This window comes from Streptococcus sp. 1621 (assembly GCF_013276615.1).
In the GTDB taxonomy this organism is placed as follows: Bacteria; Bacillota; Bacilli; order Lactobacillales; family Streptococcaceae; genus Streptococcus.
Map to the genome: position 1 here is coordinate 1 of NZ_VMLJ01000035.1, position 17375 is coordinate 17375.

General features: G+C 36.9%; 18 protein-coding genes and 1 pseudogene. 15 read left to right on the forward strand and 4 right to left on the reverse strand.

Translation table 11 applies throughout. The annotated features are described in order from the left end of the window. Nucleotides 1-544 precede the first annotated feature (544 nt). The 5 genes and pseudogenes from HT697_RS10520 to HT697_RS08065 form a co-directional block, all read left to right on the forward strand. Nucleotides 545-793, forward strand: a pseudogene (locus HT697_RS10520) (hypothetical protein); the annotation flags it as partial. Nucleotides 794-811: 18 nt separating this feature from the next. Then, entirely contained in the window at nt 812-1072 is a 261-nt protein-coding gene (locus HT697_RS08050) for a hypothetical protein (RefSeq protein ID WP_120007924.1), read from the forward strand. Between the two features lie 381 nt (nt 1073-1453). Continuing rightward, on the forward strand, nt 1454-2383 hold the full coding sequence (locus HT697_RS08055; protein ID WP_007284784.1) for a sugar ABC transporter permease: 930 nt from the start codon (nt 1454-1456) through the stop codon (nt 2381-2383). 13 nt (nt 2384-2396) lie between these two features. Next, entirely contained in the window at nt 2397-3320 is a 924-nt protein-coding gene (locus HT697_RS08060) for a carbohydrate ABC transporter permease (protein WP_000818350.1), read from the forward strand. Between the two features lie 103 nt (nt 3321-3423). Further along, nucleotides 3424-4899 (forward strand): ABC transporter substrate-binding protein, encoded by a 1476-nt coding sequence (locus HT697_RS08065; RefSeq protein WP_173262868.1) that lies wholly within the window; start codon nt 3424-3426, stop codon nt 4897-4899. 148 nt (nt 4900-5047) lie between these two features. On the opposite strand, the gene HT697_RS10385 is transcribed toward HT697_RS08065, so the two are convergent. Beyond that, nucleotides 5048-5434 (reverse strand): hypothetical protein, encoded by a 387-nt coding sequence (locus HT697_RS10385; protein WP_225904842.1) that lies wholly within the window; start codon nt 5432-5434, stop codon nt 5048-5050. Between the two features lie 183 nt (nt 5435-5617). Here HT697_RS10385 and HT697_RS08075 point away from each other — a divergent pair, with 183 nt between their 5' ends. The 3 genes from HT697_RS08075 to HT697_RS08085 are packed head-to-tail and all read left to right on the forward strand — an operon-like array spanning nt 5618 to nt 8049. Beyond that, nucleotides 5618-5965 carry a LytTR family DNA-binding domain-containing protein gene (locus HT697_RS08075; protein ID WP_112444768.1) on the forward strand — a complete coding sequence of 116 codons (348 nt, stop codon included), beginning with the start codon at nt 5618-5620 and terminating at the stop codon, nt 5963-5965. After that, on the forward strand, nt 5962-6711 hold the full coding sequence (locus tag HT697_RS08080; RefSeq protein ID WP_164226697.1) for a response regulator transcription factor: 750 nt from the start codon (nt 5962-5964) through the stop codon (nt 6709-6711). Before HT697_RS08075 ends, HT697_RS08080 begins: the two co-directional genes overlap by 4 nt. A 3-nt stretch (nt 6712-6714) precedes the next feature. Next, a complete protein-coding gene (locus HT697_RS08085) occupies nt 6715-8049 on the forward strand; it encodes a GHKL domain-containing protein (protein WP_173262871.1) in 1335 nt (444 codons plus the stop codon). Between the two features lie 106 nt (nt 8050-8155). On the opposite strand, the gene blpC is transcribed toward HT697_RS08085, so the two are convergent. Genes blpC through blpA form a run of 3 tightly spaced genes read right to left on the reverse strand, consistent with a single transcriptional unit; the run spans nt 8156 to nt 11878 of the window. Then, nucleotides 8156-8296, reverse strand: a complete 141-nt coding sequence (gene blpC / locus HT697_RS08090; protein WP_173213192.1) for a quorum-sensing system pheromone BlpC — start codon at nt 8294-8296, stop codon at nt 8156-8158. A gap of 56 nt (nt 8297-8352) precedes the next feature. After that, nucleotides 8353-9714 (reverse strand): bacteriocin secretion accessory protein, encoded by a 1362-nt coding sequence (locus HT697_RS08095; protein ID WP_173262874.1) that lies wholly within the window; start codon nt 9712-9714, stop codon nt 8353-8355. A gap of 10 nt (nt 9715-9724) precedes the next feature. After that, nucleotides 9725-11878 carry a peptide cleavage/export ABC transporter BlpA gene (blpA, locus tag HT697_RS08100; RefSeq protein ID WP_173262877.1) on the reverse strand — a complete coding sequence of 718 codons (2154 nt, stop codon included), beginning with the start codon at nt 11876-11878 and terminating at the stop codon, nt 9725-9727. A 309-nt stretch (nt 11879-12187) separates the two neighbouring features. Here blpA and HT697_RS08105 point away from each other — a divergent pair, with 309 nt between their 5' ends. From HT697_RS08105 to HT697_RS08135, 7 genes are all read left to right on the forward strand, one after another. After that, on the forward strand, nt 12188-12415 hold the full coding sequence (locus HT697_RS08105; protein WP_173220077.1) for a Blp family class II bacteriocin: 228 nt from the start codon (nt 12188-12190) through the stop codon (nt 12413-12415). Nucleotides 12416-12466: 51 nt separating this feature from the next. After that, entirely contained in the window at nt 12467-12841 is a 375-nt protein-coding gene (locus tag HT697_RS08110; RefSeq protein ID WP_173262880.1) for an immunity protein, read from the forward strand. 5 nt (nt 12842-12846) lie between these two features. Next, nucleotides 12847-13065, forward strand: coding sequence for a hypothetical protein (locus tag HT697_RS08115; RefSeq protein WP_173213201.1), 219 nt, complete (start codon nt 12847-12849; stop codon nt 13063-13065). Nucleotides 13066-13144: 79 nt separating this feature from the next. Further along, entirely contained in the window at nt 13145-13393 is a 249-nt protein-coding gene (gene blpZ / locus HT697_RS08120) for an immunity protein BlpZ (RefSeq protein WP_173220071.1), read from the forward strand. Between the two features lie 538 nt (nt 13394-13931). Then, nucleotides 13932-15125 carry an OFA family MFS transporter gene (locus HT697_RS08125; RefSeq protein WP_173262883.1) on the forward strand — a complete coding sequence of 398 codons (1194 nt, stop codon included), beginning with the start codon at nt 13932-13934 and terminating at the stop codon, nt 15123-15125. 194 nt (nt 15126-15319) lie between these two features. Then, nucleotides 15320-16306: a rhodanese-related sulfurtransferase gene (locus HT697_RS08130; protein ID WP_050252542.1), complete on the forward strand. Its 987-nt coding sequence runs from the start codon at nt 15320-15322 to the stop codon at nt 16304-16306. Nucleotides 16307-16427: 121 nt separating this feature from the next. Continuing rightward, the gene (locus HT697_RS08135; protein WP_173262887.1) at nt 16428-17288 is read left to right on the forward strand and encodes a DUF4299 family protein; all 861 of its coding nucleotides are present in this window, start codon (nt 16428-16430) and stop codon (nt 17286-17288) included. The last annotated feature ends 87 nt before the right edge of the window (nt 17289-17375 follow it).

Genomic DNA, 17375 nt, shown 5'->3' on the forward strand with positions numbered 1-17375 from the left:
CAACCAATGGAGTGCGGATAAGGCAGTTGCTGGTATTTCGGTTGACCCAGCTACAGGAACAGTGACAGTAGGTCATGAAGCTGTGAAAGCGCAAGGAACTGTAGAAGCGCAAGCCCGTAGTGGCAACAGTGACTTGAGTAGTAAAGGTAGTGCGCAAATGCCTATATATAGACCGGCTCCACTTCCTCGTCCTATCCCAGTGCCAGACAATGGAAATACTAATAGTCTAGTACCTAGTGATTTAGATGGAAATCAAGCTGGAAATGCTGGTGATGTGAACACTACAGAACCAGCAAGTCCTTCTGTTCCAACAAGTCCATCAGATAGTGGGCAAGCAAATTCTGGACAAGATGGACGAAGCACTGACAGTGGCTCAACAACCACTGCTCGTTCGTCTGTAGCTCCAGTGACAACTACGGAACCTACTGTAAATACAGCGAATAGAGAAGACGATACTGTTCGTTCAGCAACTCAGGGTCAAGGAACTTTAGACAAGTCAGAACTAAGTAAGCAGGTTCAAACCTTAGAAAATCTTTTGAGAACATTGACAGGTGTATCGAATCCTACCACAGATTCAGCACGTCTGGTTCTGGCAGAGGCTAAGAAAGCTCTTGCAGATGATAGTTTGACAGAGCAAGGGTTGCGCCATATCCTGCAAACAGTCAAAGATGCCATTGCTTCCCTAGAGTCCATTAAGGAAAGCCAGTCAGCAACGAAGGCTGGAGAACAAAAAGTTTCTGAGGAAGCACCAGAAGCAGATAAGTCTGTAGCTCAAACTCAAATCTCAGTAGGAGCTATTGTGGTAAGTATACTGGTTCTATTAGGTCTCCTCTTCTTCCTCCTAGCTCGTCGTAATAAAGAATCAGAACTCGAGAAATTAACCAAGGAATTAAGTAAACTTCTTAAGAACTTAAACCTTGAAACAGTGGATAAGGATGTCCTTAAAAAGTCTCAAGAAGAACTTCAAAATGCAGTTTCCTTCTTGGCAGATGAAAAAGGCTCTGAGCATACTGAAGCAGAGTTGATTGATAATCTTAAAGAGGTTATTGCTAAGTTGAAAGCAAACGCCTAATAACATATTAAAAATCTCCAGATTAGGAACTATCCGTAAGTTCTCTAGTCTGGAGATTTTTCAATATACTTCGTTATTGGACGGTTACTTTTCTTCTGAAAATACTAGCGTCAGTTGTCCTAAAATTTTGTTTGAGAGACTAGCACAGGGTAACAGAGTGACGCCATCACTGGGCTAATAGAGATAAAATAAACAATTGATTTAGGACATTTGTTTGATAGTGGTGATAAAGTTTTAAATCTGCTACATAATTTGTGGAGTTTTTTCTATAATTAGGAGTTTAACCTAATCTGCAAATAGGAGTATACTAATAATGTAATCGTTATCAAAAGTCTAAAAAGGAATTTTTAGATGGATATCAAAATAAAAAGGGAGGAAATTATGAATAAGTTTTCAAAAACCTTGAGAGACAACTGGATCTTTCTCTTGATGGTTTTGCCGGGGGCACTCTGGTTGATTCTATTCTTCTACATTCCAGTATTTGGGAACGTGGTTGCCTTCAAAGACTACCACATGACCAGTAATGGTTTCATAGATAGTATCATAAATAGTAAATGGGTCGGACTCGATAATTTCAGATTCTTATTTAGTTCAAGAGACGCCTTTATTATCACACGAAATACGGTTCTCTACAATCTTGGCTTTATCTTTCTAGGTTTAGTTGTATCTGTAGGGATTGCCATTATCCTCAGTGAACTCCGTTCCAAGAGAATGGTTAAGATCTTCCAAACTTCTATGTTGTTCCCTTACTTCTTGTCTTGGGTTATCATCAGTTTCTTTACAGATGCCTTCCTAAACATTGATAAAGGGGTGTTCAATCATTTATTGGAAAGTCTTGGTCTAAAAGAAGTCAACTTCTATGCTGACTTGGGTATCTGGCCTTATCTCCTACTTTTCCTAGGTATTTGGAAAGGTTTTGGATATAGCAGTGTCATGTACTATGCGACAATCATGGGAATTGATCCAACCTACTATGAAGCAGCGACAGTGGACGGAGCCAGCAAATGGCAGCGCATTCGCAATGTAACCATTCCGCAGTTGACACCATTGGTAACTGTATTGACCATCCTTGCAGTCGGAAATATCTTCCGTGCAGACTTCGGTCTTTTCTACCAAATCCCTCACAATGCTGGTCAGCTTTATAACGTAACCAACGTCTTGGACGTATATGTATATAATGGATTGACCCAGACAGCAGATATCGGGATGGCTTCAGCAGCAGGTCTCTACCAATCAGTAGTCGGATTGATTCTGGTGGTTCTATCAAACTTACTTGCAAGACGAGTTGATCCAAACTCAGCTTTGTTCTAGAAAGGAGGAGAATATGGCAGAAAAGAAAATTAAAAAAGAAAAAATTGATAATGTCGGCATTCACTCCTTCAGTAAGAAAGCAGATATCTTCTTCAGTACCATTTCGGGTTTGATTGCCCTCTCTTGTATCCTACCCTTCGTATTCGTTATCATTATTTCAGTGACGGACGAGAAAAGCCTCCTCCAATACGGCTACAGCTTCTTCCCATCCCAATTTGGATTAGACGGTTTTGAGTTTTTGGCACAGTTTAAGGATAAAATCTTACAAGCCCTCTTCATTTCTGTCTTTGTAACCGTAGTTGGGACATTTACAAATGTCTTTATCACAACAACCTATGCCTACGCTATTTCACGGACAACCTTTAAGTATCGCAGATTCTTTACCATCTTCGTTCTGCTCAGTATGTTGTTCAACGCTGGTTTGGTACCAGGTTATATCATGGTGACTCGTGTGCTTCAGCTTGGGGATACTGTTTGGGCCTTGATTGTTCCAATGCTTCTCTCGCCATTCAATATCATCTTGATGCGTTCTTTTTTCAAGAAGACCATTCCAGAAGCCATTCTCGAATCGGCTCGTATCGATGGTGCCAGTGAGGCTCGGATTTTCTTCCAAATCTGTTTGCCATTGTCACTACCAGGTATCGCAACCATCACGCTTTTGACAGCTCTTGGTTTCTGGAATGACTGGTTCAACGCCCTTCTTTACATCAAGAGTGACAACTTGTATCCATTACAATATTTGCTCATGCAAATCCAACAAAATATGGACTACATTGCCAAAGCGGTCGGCTTGACTGGTCAACTGGGAGTTGCTCTACCGAAAGAAACAGGTCGTATGGCCATGGTTGTGGTCGCAACCCTTCCAATCGCGATTTTGTATCCATTCTTCCAACGCTACTTTGTAAAAGGTTTGACTATCGGTGGTGTGAAAGAATAGTGCTTATTGAGAAAGAACATTTCTCATTTCCAAACTTCCCTTGCGTGAAGTTAAGATCATTACATTGTTTATAAGTTTAAAAATAAAAAAAGGAGTTTTTATCATGAAAAACTGGAAAAAATATGCTTTTGCATCTGCTAGTGTAGTCGCTTTGGCTGCAGGTCTTGCTGCTTGTGGAAATTTGACAGGTAACAGCAAAAAAGCTGCTGATTCAGGTGACAAACCTGTTATCAAAATGTACCAAATCGGTGACAAACCAGACAACTTGGATGAATTGTTAGCAAATGCCAACAAAATCATCGAAGAAAAAGTTGGTGCCAAATTGGATATCCAATACCTTGGCTGGGGTGACTATGGTAAGAAAATGTCAGTTATCACATCATCTGGTGAAAACTATGATATTGCCTTTGCAGATAACTATATTGTAAATGCTCAAAAAGGTGCTTATGCTGACTTGACAGAATTGTACAAAAAAGAAGGTAAAGACCTTTACAAAGCACTTGACCCAGCCTACATCAAGGGTAATACTGTAAACGGTAAAATTTACGCTGTTCCAGTTGCAGCCAACGTTGCATCATCTCAAAACTTTGCCTTCAACGGAACTCTCCTTGCCAAATATGGTATCGATATTTCAGGTGTTACTTCTTACGAAACTCTTGAGCCAGTCTTGAAACAAATCAAAGAAAAAGCTCCAGACGTAGTACCATTTGCCATTGGTAAAGTTTTCATCCCATCTGATAACTTTGACTATCCAGTAGCAAACGGGCTTCCATTCGTTATTGACCTTGAAGGTGATACTACTAAAGTTGTAAACCGTTACGAAGTGCCTCGTTTCAAAGAACACTTAAAGACTCTTCACAAATTCTATGAAGCTGGCTACATTCCAAAAGACGTCGCAACAAGTGACACTACATTTGACCTTCAACAAGATACTTGGTTCGTTCGTGAAGAGACAGTAGGACCAGCTGACTACGGTAACAGCTTGCTCTCACGCGTTGCCAACAAAGATATCCAAATCAAACCAATCACAAACTTTATTAAGAAAAACCAAACAACACAAGTTGCTAACTTTGTCATCTCAAACAACTCTAAGAACAAAGAAAAATCAATGGAAGTGTTGAACCTCTTGAATACGAACCCAGAACTCTTAAACGGTCTTGTTTACGGTCCAGAAGGCAAGAACTGGGAAAAAATTGCAGGTAAAGAAAACCGTGTTCGCGTTCTTGATGGTTACAAAGGAAACACTCACATGGGTGGATGGAACACTGGTAACAACTGGATCCTTTACATCAACGAAAACGTTACAGACCAACAAATCGAAAATTCTAAGAAAGAATTGGCAGAAGCTAAAGAATCTCCAGCGCTTGGATTTATCTTTAATACTGACAATGTGAAATCTGAAATCTCAGCTATTTCTAACACAATGCAACAATTTGATACAGCTATCAACACTGGTACTGTAGACCCAGATAAAGCGATTCCAGAATTGATGGAAAAATTGAAATCTGAAGGTGCCTACGAAAAAGTATTGAACGAAATGCAAAAACAATACGATGAATTCTTGAAAAACAAAAAATAATCAGCTAAATTGATTTCGTGTATTCATTCCTAACTCCTAAAATAAGAATCACTGCTTTCCTCAGGTTGGTCTGGGGAGGGCAGTGATTTTTTGAAAGTTGTTGAAGCCATGTATGCTGAGGAAATGTATAAAGACTACCAAACCTAATTTATTTCAGGTTGTTATAAATACCATCTAAATATGAGTGAATTTCTTGTCGTATAGATTGTAAAGAATGATTTCTAGCTGTATCAATGACACCGAATATTCTGTAATGACTACGGAAAAGTTTATCATAATCAATGTAACTTCCTATGATAATAATGTTGGCAAATTCAGAACGGAGTCGTATATCTTCTATATAAGAATACATTGTATCTGAAGATAAAAACATTGATTTTATGATAAAATAGGTAGTAGTGTTATAGGAATAGATGATACGCCTAGAAGCTATAATTCTCGTTTTTGTTGATAAGTTTTCTTTAATATAAGAATTGATGTCACTTGTGATGATATATCCTAATAATGAAAAATGTAGAATTTGAATTGTATCCATATTTCTCCTCTGGCTCTATCATATCAAAAACATCCGATAGAAGATGTCGAAATCTTAGATTGTATAACTGTTAGCATGAAATGTTGAAAAATAACCATTTATGATAACTCAGATACCTTTTAAGATTTTTTCCATCATAGGATACTAGTTTTGATATGATATAGGAGAGTAAGGAGGAAAAATATGCAAGAATATATTTTAAGCCAAGGCAGAGCAGTTGTTAAAGTGCCTCATTCTAAGGTTTACTATGTGACAACACATCCTACGAAGGCACATGCTGTTATTTTTATTACAGCTGATGGAGTATTTGAGAAGTATATGAGCCTAGCTAGAGTTGAGGAAATGAGTCTGGGGAAATTGTTCAGGTGTCATAGAAAGTTTCTTGTTAACTTATCCAAAGTAATAGGATTGAAGTATGAAACGAAGACCATTTTATTTATGGATGAAAGAGTATCAGATATTATCTGCTCTAGAAGATATTTTAAAACTGTAAAAGAAAGATGGTTAAATACTAAAGGAGACGAGAAATGAATATCTTTATATTAGAGGATGATTTTATACAGCAGACTAGGATGGAAAATCTGGTGTATGATATTTTAGAGAAGAATTGTTGGGAAGTAAAGCACTGTGGTGTTTATGGTAAACCGAATCAATTGTTAGAAGATATGATGGAACGTGGAGGTCATCAACTTTTCTTTTTGGATATTGAAATTAAAAACGATGTTAGAAAAGGGTTAGATATTGCTTTGGAAATCAGAGATAGAGATCCAAATGCAGTCATTGTTTTTGTAACAACTCATTCAGAATTTATGCCTGTTAGTTTTCAATATCAAGTATCAGCTTTAGATTTTATTGATAAGGAATTACCTGAAAGTGCTTTTAGGGAACGTGTGGAAAAGGCAATCGCTTATGTTCACAAGAATAAACATCAACTAATGACTGAAGATTCTTTTGTGTTTACAAATTCTAAAGCACTCGTTCAGGTTCCGTTTTCGGATTTGCTTTATATAGAAACGTCAATGATTCCTCATAAGCTAGTTCTTTATTCTATGAGAGAAAGAATAGAGTTTTACGGTAAAATTTCTGATATATTGAAGCAAGAACCAAGATTGGTTCAGTGTCATCGCTCTTTTATTGTGAATCCTTATAATATCTCTTCAATAGATAAGGAAGAAAAACTAGTCTATTTGAAGAACGGGTCAAGTTGCCTAGTATCTAGGTTAAAAATGAGGGAATTGCTGAATATAGTTAAAGATTTACATGATAGTAAGGAGTAGTAAATGTCTTTTGTGTTAGTATCTTTGAATTTTTACATACTTTTATTTCTTCATGCAAAAATTTATGGCTATCAATTGACTATAAAGAGATCTTTAGAGTTATTGCTTTTCTATTTTTTATTAGAGTTTTTACTTTTAATCTTGATTAAGACGTTCTATATCCCTGTTGTTATTACAGTACTAGATTATCCCATCTTTTTTATTATCTATACATTGTTGTTGGATAAAAAGAAATACAGTCTGATATCGACACTTTTTTATGCTCTGTTTCCTATCACATTTTGGTCGATTATCTATGATTTCTTTGTTGATTTTATTATTCCTAATTTTGCTAGTTTAACAGAAATATATGTTTATTACGATGCTACCATTTTCTCAATTTTAGCAAGTCTCCTATCTTTGCTTATAATAAAAGTTTTTCAGTATGATTTTAGCTATCTAAGAAGTAAAGTGTTGGATAAACATTTAGCTCAAATAATGAGGATTGCTAATGTTGTAATGTTGGGTTATTTTATCTTGGTTCCTTTTATTGGTTACATTAAAAACAGCCTGAATTTATCTGTAAATCATTATCAAGGAGCTATAACTGCAATCTATTTCTTTTTATTTATCTATTTTGTCAATATACTGGACAGAAATGTACGTGAGGAATTGCAAAAAGATTTAGTACTTCAAAAAGAGATTCAACTTCAAAATCTTAAGAGCTATAGTAAACAAGTAGAAGGACTTTATCAAGAGGTTAGAAGCTTTAGGCATGATTATGCAAATATCTTAACAAGTTTAAAGATAGGGATAGACCGAAAAGATATTGATTTAGTTGCTCAAATTTATGACAGTGTCTTGAAAGACTCAGGGAAAAATTTAAAAGATACAAAATTTGATGTAGTGAGATTGAGAAATATAGAGGATTTATCCTTGAAGAGTTTATTAATCTCAAAATTATCCGAGGCTCAGAGTTTACTAGTGCCAGTTTCTTTAGAAATAGAAAAACCAATCGTTATCAAAAAGATTGAGGAAATTGATTTTTTAACAGTTGTTTCTATATTGTTAGATAACGCGATAGAGGCCGCTGCAAGCGCCACTGTCGAGGAACCTCTAAGTGTTTGTTTTTTTGAAGATATGAGAAATAATAAGCAAGTTTTAATTATCCAAAATCCGACCCTAGATAGAGAGATTGATGTTACAAAAATATTTGAGAGAGGAATGTCGTCTAAAGGGCAGAATAGAGGAGTTGGTCTGTCTAATGTTAATAGTATTTTGACAAAATACCCAAATATCATTCTAAAAACTACAAGTTCTAATTTTAGATTTAAACAAGTCTTAGAGATAGAAGTATAGGTGGGGATGGGTGACTTGTATCTTCTATAATCTTTTCATGATAAAACGCATAGTATCAGTCATTTTGAAATCTGATATTATGCGTTTTTATAATTCTATAGATTTTTTATGGTTTGAAAGTAGTCCGTAATTTTAATGGTGTTGTTATAGTTTCATATAGCTCTTCCCACAATCCTCCACCTGTAATCTGGTTGAGTTCAGTAGTTGTTAGTTCTTGAAATGAAGTTAGGTTTTGATTCTTATCCATGTTATGATTCTCCTTTTTGATAAGATAATAAATAGTTATAGAGTGTTATCTGAAAATTAATCAGAATGGGTTAAAATTTTATCTTTGAAATAATCAAAATATGTTTTCTTTGCAGTTACACTAGTGACGCGACCTTGTAAGCCGTATTGGATGAGTTTACTATCCTCATTAGATAGTTTTGCAAGAGCGGTTAATTTAAAGAGATTTCCTTGCTCTGTTCTGGTAGGAGTTTGATCAATTGTCTGAAGTTGGCCGATGATGGTAATGCCGTGATTTCCAATTTTCTCCAGTTTTAATCTTACAGTTTGTCCTTTATCTAGTAGAGGTAGATAGTCAGAAGATACGTAGTAAGTGATTAGTACTTCTCTTGTATCTGTGATGATAGGGAATATTTGAGCAATTTCTGTACCAGTTGGAATTCTATTTTTACCTTCAAATTCGCTGTTCAGATGAACGATACCTTTACTTGGAGCGGTTAAGGTATTGTTTTCTAAGCGCTGTGTCGCTTGATCTAGTTGTACTTTTAATTCTGTTAATTGATTCTCCACGGTTAGTTGTTGCTGTGAGGCTGTTTGTAAAAACTGAGTGCGGAGTACTTCAATTTTGGTTGCTAAACTATTGTCATAAGTTGCTACACTTCCGATACCAGCTTGCTGAATTTTGAGGCTTGCGATAGATGATTCCAGACCTGCAATACTTTGATTAATTTGAGATAAAAATGGCTCCTCTGCCGTTCCTTGTGTTTGTTCTTGAGAGGCTATAAGATAACGATTTAAAATTGACTGGTGCGGATTGCCAGTTGGTAAGCGAGCTCTTTTATTTACGATAGCATCTCTCAGCTCTTGATATTCTCCAATTTGTTGTTGAACTTTTGTAATTTCTTGTTCGATGGCTGATGAACTGCTATTGGTAAGATTAGCTTGATTTGAAACTTCAGTGTTAGTCTTTGAGATACCCAGTTCAATATCATGGGATTGTTTAGTAAAATTCATAAAGGTATTATGGTAGCCAAACTCATCCTCGCCAGAAAAAAGATCAGTCGCTTTTTCTAAGCTTTGTTTCAAAATTCCAAGTCCTTCTTTTTGCTTCTGAAGTCTTTGTAATTGAGTTTCTAAGGCAGTTTTCTGACTTTCTTCCATTGTTTCAGAGTATTTGATGAGTAAGTCCCCTTTTTCAACTACTTGATTTGCCACTAAATGATTAGCAAGGATAGGATTATCACTGGTTGACTGAATGGATGCAATGACACTTGTAGGGGCGATTTCTCCTTGGGAAGTAACAGTAATTTCTTTTGTAGCAACAAGGGAGAAAATCAAGATGAAAGTAAATAGTAATGAAAGAGGTATAATTAACACTGTCGCATAGTTATGGTAACGTCTCTGATAAAACTCGACGCTTCTAAAAAGATTAGGATTCATGACATTCTCCTTATTTGTTGAATAGATGATGGTAGAAACCTTGAGCCTGCATTAACTCTTGGTGGCTACCAACTTCAATGATTTTCCCCTGGTCAAGAACAATGACACGGTTGGTTCGTTCGGCTATACTGAGACGATGGGCTACAAAGAGAATGGTTTTATCAGTGAGGGACATAAGATTATCTATAACTTTTTTCTCAGTCAAGACATCAAGACCGCTAGTAGCTTCATCTAGTATTAAAACAGGAGCTTTAGTTAAAAGAGCACGAGCGAGGGCTATTCGTTGCTTTTGTCCTCCTGATAGACCAGCTCCATCAGAGAGCTGAGTTTGATAGCCCATAGGCATTCTTTCAATGTCTTGACGGATTTCAGCTAATTCACAAGCTCTTAGAATATCTTCTTGGCTAATCATATGATTACCGCCCAAGGTTAAATTTTCCAAGATAGAGCCATTAAAGATATAGGCTTGTTGGGGTAGGTAATTGATATGACGGCGCAAGACTTTTTTATCAATGTTTTTAATATCCTGATGATTGATGGAAATATGTCCTTTGTAGGGTTCAAAGAAATTGACAATCATTTTGGCTAAAGTTGTTTTACCAGAACCACTGACTCCAACTAGGCTAACCTTATCTCCTTGTTTAATCGTGAGATTAATATCTGTTAAGGTATCTCGTCCAAAACCATACTTATAAGAAAGGTCATCAAATTCAATATCGCCCATCAAAAAATGTGAATGAACAGGATTTTCTTGAACTTGAAATTCAGATTCGACTAAATAGACCTCGTTCAAGCGGTTATTAGCGACCTTCGCAGATTGGAGTTTGGTTTGGAGGTTGATAATATTTTCCATAGGAGTTGTAAAGTAAGAAAGAAGTGTGTTAAAGGTAATCAACTGACCGATAGAAATTTTACTCGACATGACTAATTGAGCGCCAAACCATAGGATAAGGATATTCAGAACTAATTTTGTTCCCTGCTTTAAACTCGTTTGTAAAATAGAATATTTACTGAGCTTAAAGGATTTTTCCAAATAATCTACAAATTCGCTGTCTATATTTTGATAGCGATTTTCTTCACTCGTGAGCGACTTGATAGTTTCAATCCCGTTGATATCTTCGATAATGGCAGAGCTAACCATAGAATTACTTTGCATGACATCATGGTTCATTTTTTCAAAAGGTTTCATAAAGGAAAAGATGATGAACATGTATATAGGAATAGAAATAAGAGAAAGAAGGAAGAGATTAGGGTTTTGTGCCAGCAAGACTCCCCCTACAAGAATCAGAATAGAAACATCCAGAAAAAGAGAAAGAATGGTAGAAGCCAAGGCATCTATAATAGAGTTAGCATCTGTGAACCGTGAAATGATTTCTCCTGTACGACGTGTTGCAAAGAAAGACATAGGAAGTTCAAAAATATGGCGAATATAGGATAAAATCACATCAATACTTAATCTCTGACTCAGAACGGTTAGGAGATAATCTCTGGAGAAGCTCATGACTTGTTGGAGGATATAGGTGATAACCAGACCAACTGAGATGATTCCTAAAGTTGATTTCATCTGATTTGGAATGTATTCATCCAAGATTCCTTGGAGATAATAAGAACCACCGATATTGATAATAGTGACCAATAAGCTTGAGAGAACAATGTAAGCAATGAGAGATTTTTGTTTGAAAATCAGAGGAAGGAAGCTTAGTAGACCATTCTTTTTATCTTTATGGGGTTGATAGCTGGGTTTGGGAGCTAGAAAAATAGCTACTCCAGTCCATTCAGAGAAAAAGCGTTCTTTTGACATTTTAGTGATTTTTACAGAAGGGTCAGGATCACCAATAATCAGATAGTCTTTCTTTGTTTGATAGACAACATAGTAATGTTGGAGTTTTCCTTCTTTGTTAACGTGAACGATAAATGGATAGGGGACATCACTCATGTCAAAGAGCGTTTTATCTGCTTGAACAGGTCTTGTTTCAAAGCCCATTTCATCAGCGGCTTTTACAATGCCAAGAGCAGTCGTTCCTTCTTTATTGGTCTCTGCAAGTTCTCTCAAGTGAGCTAGAGAAAAATCTGAACCATAGAATTTAGCAATCGAGGCTAAGGCAGCAACACCACAGTCTCTAGCATCTATTTGAGGAACAAATGTACGTTTATAAGAAGTCATTGGCAATCCCTTTCATATAGTAGATAGATATATTATGCCAAACTTTACTAAAAAACTTCCTGCTAAATCGTAAACGGTATTTATATTGTCATGAACAGTAATTTTTATTAAGTAAGATGAACCATTGATTTTTATAGTTGACGATAGTATATATTAGTTTTGGTCTTTGATAAAATTTATGAAAAACATTTCGTGATGAAAAAAAGACATTTTATGATTTTAAAGAAATGATATCAGTTGATTATGATATATTGATGTTGTCAAGGTTGCAACAAAACAAAAATTAAAAATAAAAAGGAGGTATTCATCATGAATACAAAAACAATGTCACAATTTTCTGTTATGGATAATGAAATGCTTGCTTGTGTTGAAGGTGGAGATAAAGTAGGGGCTGGAGAAGTTGTTCAAGCATTAGGAATTTGTACAATAGGAGGTGCAGCTCTGGGGAGTGTTATCCCAGTTGTGGGAACTCTTGCCGGCGGGGTTTTAGGAGCACAGTTTTGTACAGCGGCTTGGGGAGCTTTTAGAGCAAGTTAAACTTTTAGCGATATAGTAGATTGGAAATAGTAGTAAAAGGAGGTGATTTATATGAAATACAGATTATTTTTTGTTATTTTATTGAGTAGTATGTTGGATATTCTTTTAGGTACATTTTTGAAAATCTCGAATGTATCGATTGGGTGGATTGTTCTCTACAGTGGATTATTTGAAGCAGGCGTTTTCCTTCTTGCTAATAAAGGGGTGGCGGTAAAAATCAAGGAATCAGACATTCAAAAACGCTTTAAATTTATTTTTGGAAAAACGGTATGGTTTCAAATTCTTTTGCTCATCTTTTTGGCGGTAAAACTTTATCTTGGTTTGGATGAGAGACTGATTTTACTTTATGGAAATATTTTCATTGTCTTTAATGCCTTAGTTTATCTTTTGTCTACTAGCCAAATTAATTTAACAAAGAAAGTGTGAAAAGAATGGAACAATCAGTAAATAATTTTATCATTTTATCCGATGAAAAATTAACAATGATAACAGCTGGTGATAAACAACTTGCAGACAGATTTTTAAGTGGAGTAGGTGGTGCAGTTGAGGGGCTTTCGCTTTGTGCACAGACAATCCCCTTCCCAACTCCGCAGATTTATTTAATTTGTGCAGCTGGTGGGGCGGCAGCTTCAGTTTTATGGCCACATTAGAGGATTTAGTTAGGATATAGAATTATTAATCTGGGTATCTCTTTGCGCTTATACTCTCTATACTGTATAGGAACGTATCATGTATAAACACTTATTTTTTCCATATTCAAAAATCTTAGACTGGTTGACACCCTATATTCTAGTCTTGGTTTCTGACACCATTGCATTTAATGTTTTTGTGCTAACCTTTGTATCTGTAGTGGTTTTTTCTTTCCTGAATCCCATGCTAGCTTTTATAGCTATATTCTTAGGGGCTGGCTATGTTGTCGGATTTTGGTTATTAAAATGGTTTGTTTTAGAGAGATTGGAGGTAAAGGATGACTTGTAGGAAGGTGTACTTAGTGTTTAAGTGGTTATCTTTATGGTCGTTTTCAATAAAGATTATACCTTGTTTTTGATTTTTAGTATAGTAACGTCAAATGTAGCTCCTTACATTCATTCCTAACTCCTAAAATAAGAATCACTGTTTTCCTCAGGTTGGTCTGGGGAGGGCAGTGGTTTTTTACCTTATTTAGATAATTATCCGAATTAGATGATATAAACAATATTAAAATGATAACAGATGATTAAAATATTAAAATTTCTTATATCTTTATTAATTTTTCTTAAGTAGATTTTTAGAATAAAGTAGCTTATAATAAGAGTACAATGAAAGCGCTTAACATTGTGAAAATTCATCTTGTTCTGATTTAAGAGATCTATAGATACAAATTTTTAAGCAGTCGTATATAGATGTATGTCATTTACACAGTTCTATATACTTAAAAATTTATAGAATGATCAATTTAAACGAGGTAGGTGAAAAAATGATAAAAGTTGTTCTCTATTCTTTTTAGGAACAAGAAATTTTACATGAGGTTATTCAAATGAAAAAAACACCCAATCGATGGTTAATTTTGGCAGCAGCCATTTTAACGAATCTATCTCTAGGTGCTGGTTACGCCTGGTCAGTCTTTCAAAAGGCGCTGCTAGAAACCAATGCTAGTCAAGGATGGGTTCAAGCCCAAACTTCTTTGGCCTTTAGTATTTCTTTTGCAATGGTACCTGTTGGTATGATTATTTTCGGTCCTAAGGTTGATTCAGCAGGACCTAAGAAATTTGTATTCCTAGGTGGTATTCTATTCGGTGCTGGTATGTTTGCTACTGGATTTGCTACTTCTCTTCCAGTCCTGTACCTCACTTACGGGGTTGTCCTAGGACTTGGTATTGGTTCAGCTTATGGAGCATCTACTTCAGTTGCCACTAAGTGGTTCCCAGATAAAAAAGGTTTAGCTGGTGGTTTGACAGCAGCAGGTTTCGGGTTAGGCCCGCTCATTATCGGTCCAGTTGCCAAAGCTTTGATTGCTTCTATGGGTGTTTACTCAACATTCAAAGTATTAGGTATCATTCTTCTAATTGTTATTTGTACTTCTTCATTGGTAATGGAGAAAGCTCCTGCAGCAGCGCCGGCAACTGGAGCAGCTCAACCAGAAGGTAAAACTTACAAAGAAATGCTTCGTGATGGAAATTACTGGCTTCTATGGTTGATTTACGTTCTTGGTGCTACTGGTGGAATGATGATTATCGGTACTGCAGCATCAATTTCTGACCAGTATAAACTTGTAGGAGAAGCTACACTCTTTGTTATGCTGGTATCTATCGCTAATACATTTGGTCGTATCTTCTGGGGTACGGTATCTGATAAGATTGGTCGCTATCCTACCGTTATTGCTATGTTTGGAGCGGTTGCTACTGGTTTGTTGCTCACAGCCTTATTCAAAGGTCCTGGAAGCATCTTGGCCATCCTTGGAATTATGATGGTTGCTTTGTCATTTGGAGGCTTCCTCGGTTCATTCCCAGGAATTACTGCTGAAAACTGGGGAGTTACATACGTAGGGACAAACTATGGATGGATGTTTACTGCTTATGGCGTAGCTGCTATTGCTGGTCCTCAGTTAGGAGCACGTCTTGCACAGGCAAACCAAGGAGATTATACAATGGCCTTCTTTATCGTCATCGGCATGGCTATCCTTGGTATTTTACTCCAACTGTTCTATATGGCTAAAGCTAAAAAAGTTTAAAAATGAATCCTTGGAAAATCCAAGGATTTTTAAAATATGATTGATACTAAGTGTAGTGTACAAGAAATTTTTTTCTAAATTGAAATATAGCAATTTCCAGTCAAATAAATTGCATTCGTTTTCTCAAGCAGGTATACTAGTATGGATAAATAAAAAATTTAGAAAATTTAAGAATAGAAAAGAGAACAAATCTTATGGCAAAAGATATTCGTGTCTTACTTTACTACCTTTATACTCCAATTGAAAATGCAGAGCAATTTGCTGCAGACCACTTGGCTTTCTGTAAATCAATCGGCCTTAAAGGCCGTATCCTAGTCGCTGACGAGGGAATTAACGGAACAGTTTCAGGTGACTATGAAACAACTCAAAAATACATGGACTACGTTCACAGCCTCCCAGGTATGGAAGACCTCTGGTTCAAGATTGACGAAGAAAATGAACAAGCCTTCAAGAAGATGTTTGTTCGCTACAAGAAAGAAATTGTCCACCTTGGTTTGGAAGACAACGACTTTGACAATGACATCAACCCACTTGAAACAACAGGTGCTTACTTGTCTCCAAAAGAGTTCAAAGAAGCCCTTCTTGATAAAGATACCGTTGTCCTTGACACACGTAACGATTATGAGTACGACCTAGGACATTTCCGTGGGGCTATCCGCCCAGACATCCGCAACTTCCGTGAGTTGCCACAGTGGGTCCGCGATAACAAGGAAAAATTCATGGACAAGCGTGTCGTGGTTTACTGTACAGGTGGCGTTCGCTGTGAGAAATTCTCAGGCTGGATGGTCCGTGAAGGCTACAAAGATGTCGGCCAATTGCACGGAGGAATCGCAACCTACGGTAAAGACCCAGAAGTCCAAGGTGAGCTTTGGGATGGGAAAATGTACGTCTTTGACGAGCGTATCGCCGTTGATGTCAACCATGTCAACCCAACTATCGTAGGGAAAGACTGGTTTGATGGAACACCATGTGAACGTTATGTCAACTGTGGAAATCCATTCTGTAATCGTCGCATCCTGACGTCAGAAGAAAATGAAGACAAGTACCTTCGTGGATGCTCACACGAGTGCCGTGTTCACCCACGTAACCGCTATGTTTCAGAAAATGAATTGACACAAGCTGAAGTGATCGAGCGCCTAGCCGCTATCGGTGAAAGCTTGGATCAAGCAGCTACTGTATAAGATCAAACAGTCCTCAGGGGCTGTTTTTCTATGCTTTGTACTCAAAAATCTAAAGTTTGTTTCTGTATCTTTCAGGAAAATAAGGTATACTGTATGTAAACGATTTCAAAGGAGCCCAGTTATGGCGAAAACATTTTTTATTCCAAATAAACAGAGCATTTTAGGAGAACAGGAGATTTTGACTGCCAAGTCGATCTTGGCCTTGGTAGATGGCTTGGAGTCACATAGCTATGATGCAGTCTATCTCCGTCAGCCTCTTAACCGTCTCGAATATATCGAGTGTGCGATAGTGGGGCAATCACAATTTCTCTTTAAAGTTAGCTATGCTGATGGTCAAAAGGCTTACCGTATCGATCTTCCTGACCTATTAACGAAGACAGACTGGCGGATTATCAAGTCGTTTTTAGATGCCCTGCTTGCTTATACAGGAACTGAGATTGAAGGACTAGATGGTTTTGATTTTGAAGCGTATTTCCAGGCAAGTATTCAAGCCTATCTAGCAGACACTGTAGCCCATTTTACGATTTGCCAAGGAATTTTTAATCCTATTTTCTTTAGTAATGAGGATTTGAAAAGCTTTTTAGAGGCAGATGGCTTGGCTCAGTTTGAAGTACGTGTACATGCGGTTCAAGAGACCGATGCCTACTTTGCAAGAGTTTCCTTTTATCAGGATGGAGAAGGCCAAGTGCACGGTGTTTACCATCTGGCTCAAGGAGTCAAGACAGTTTTACCGAGAGAACCATTTGTTCCTGCAGCCTATATTGAGCAATTGGTGGATAAGGAAGTCCAGTGGGAGATTGACTTGGTTCAAATCACAGGAGACGGCTCTAAACCAGAAGACTATGAAGCCATTGCCCGCTTGGACTATGCAAAATTCCTAGAGTCATTACCATCAGAATCTTACCACCAACTAGATGCCAATCAATTAGAAATACAACCCATCTTAGACAAAGATTTTAAAACATTAGCACAAGAAAAGTAAAGCAGAAGCAGGTCAATCGACTTGCTTTTTTGACATAGAAAAAATCCTGCCAAGGATGACAGGATTGCTACTCAATGAAAATCAAAG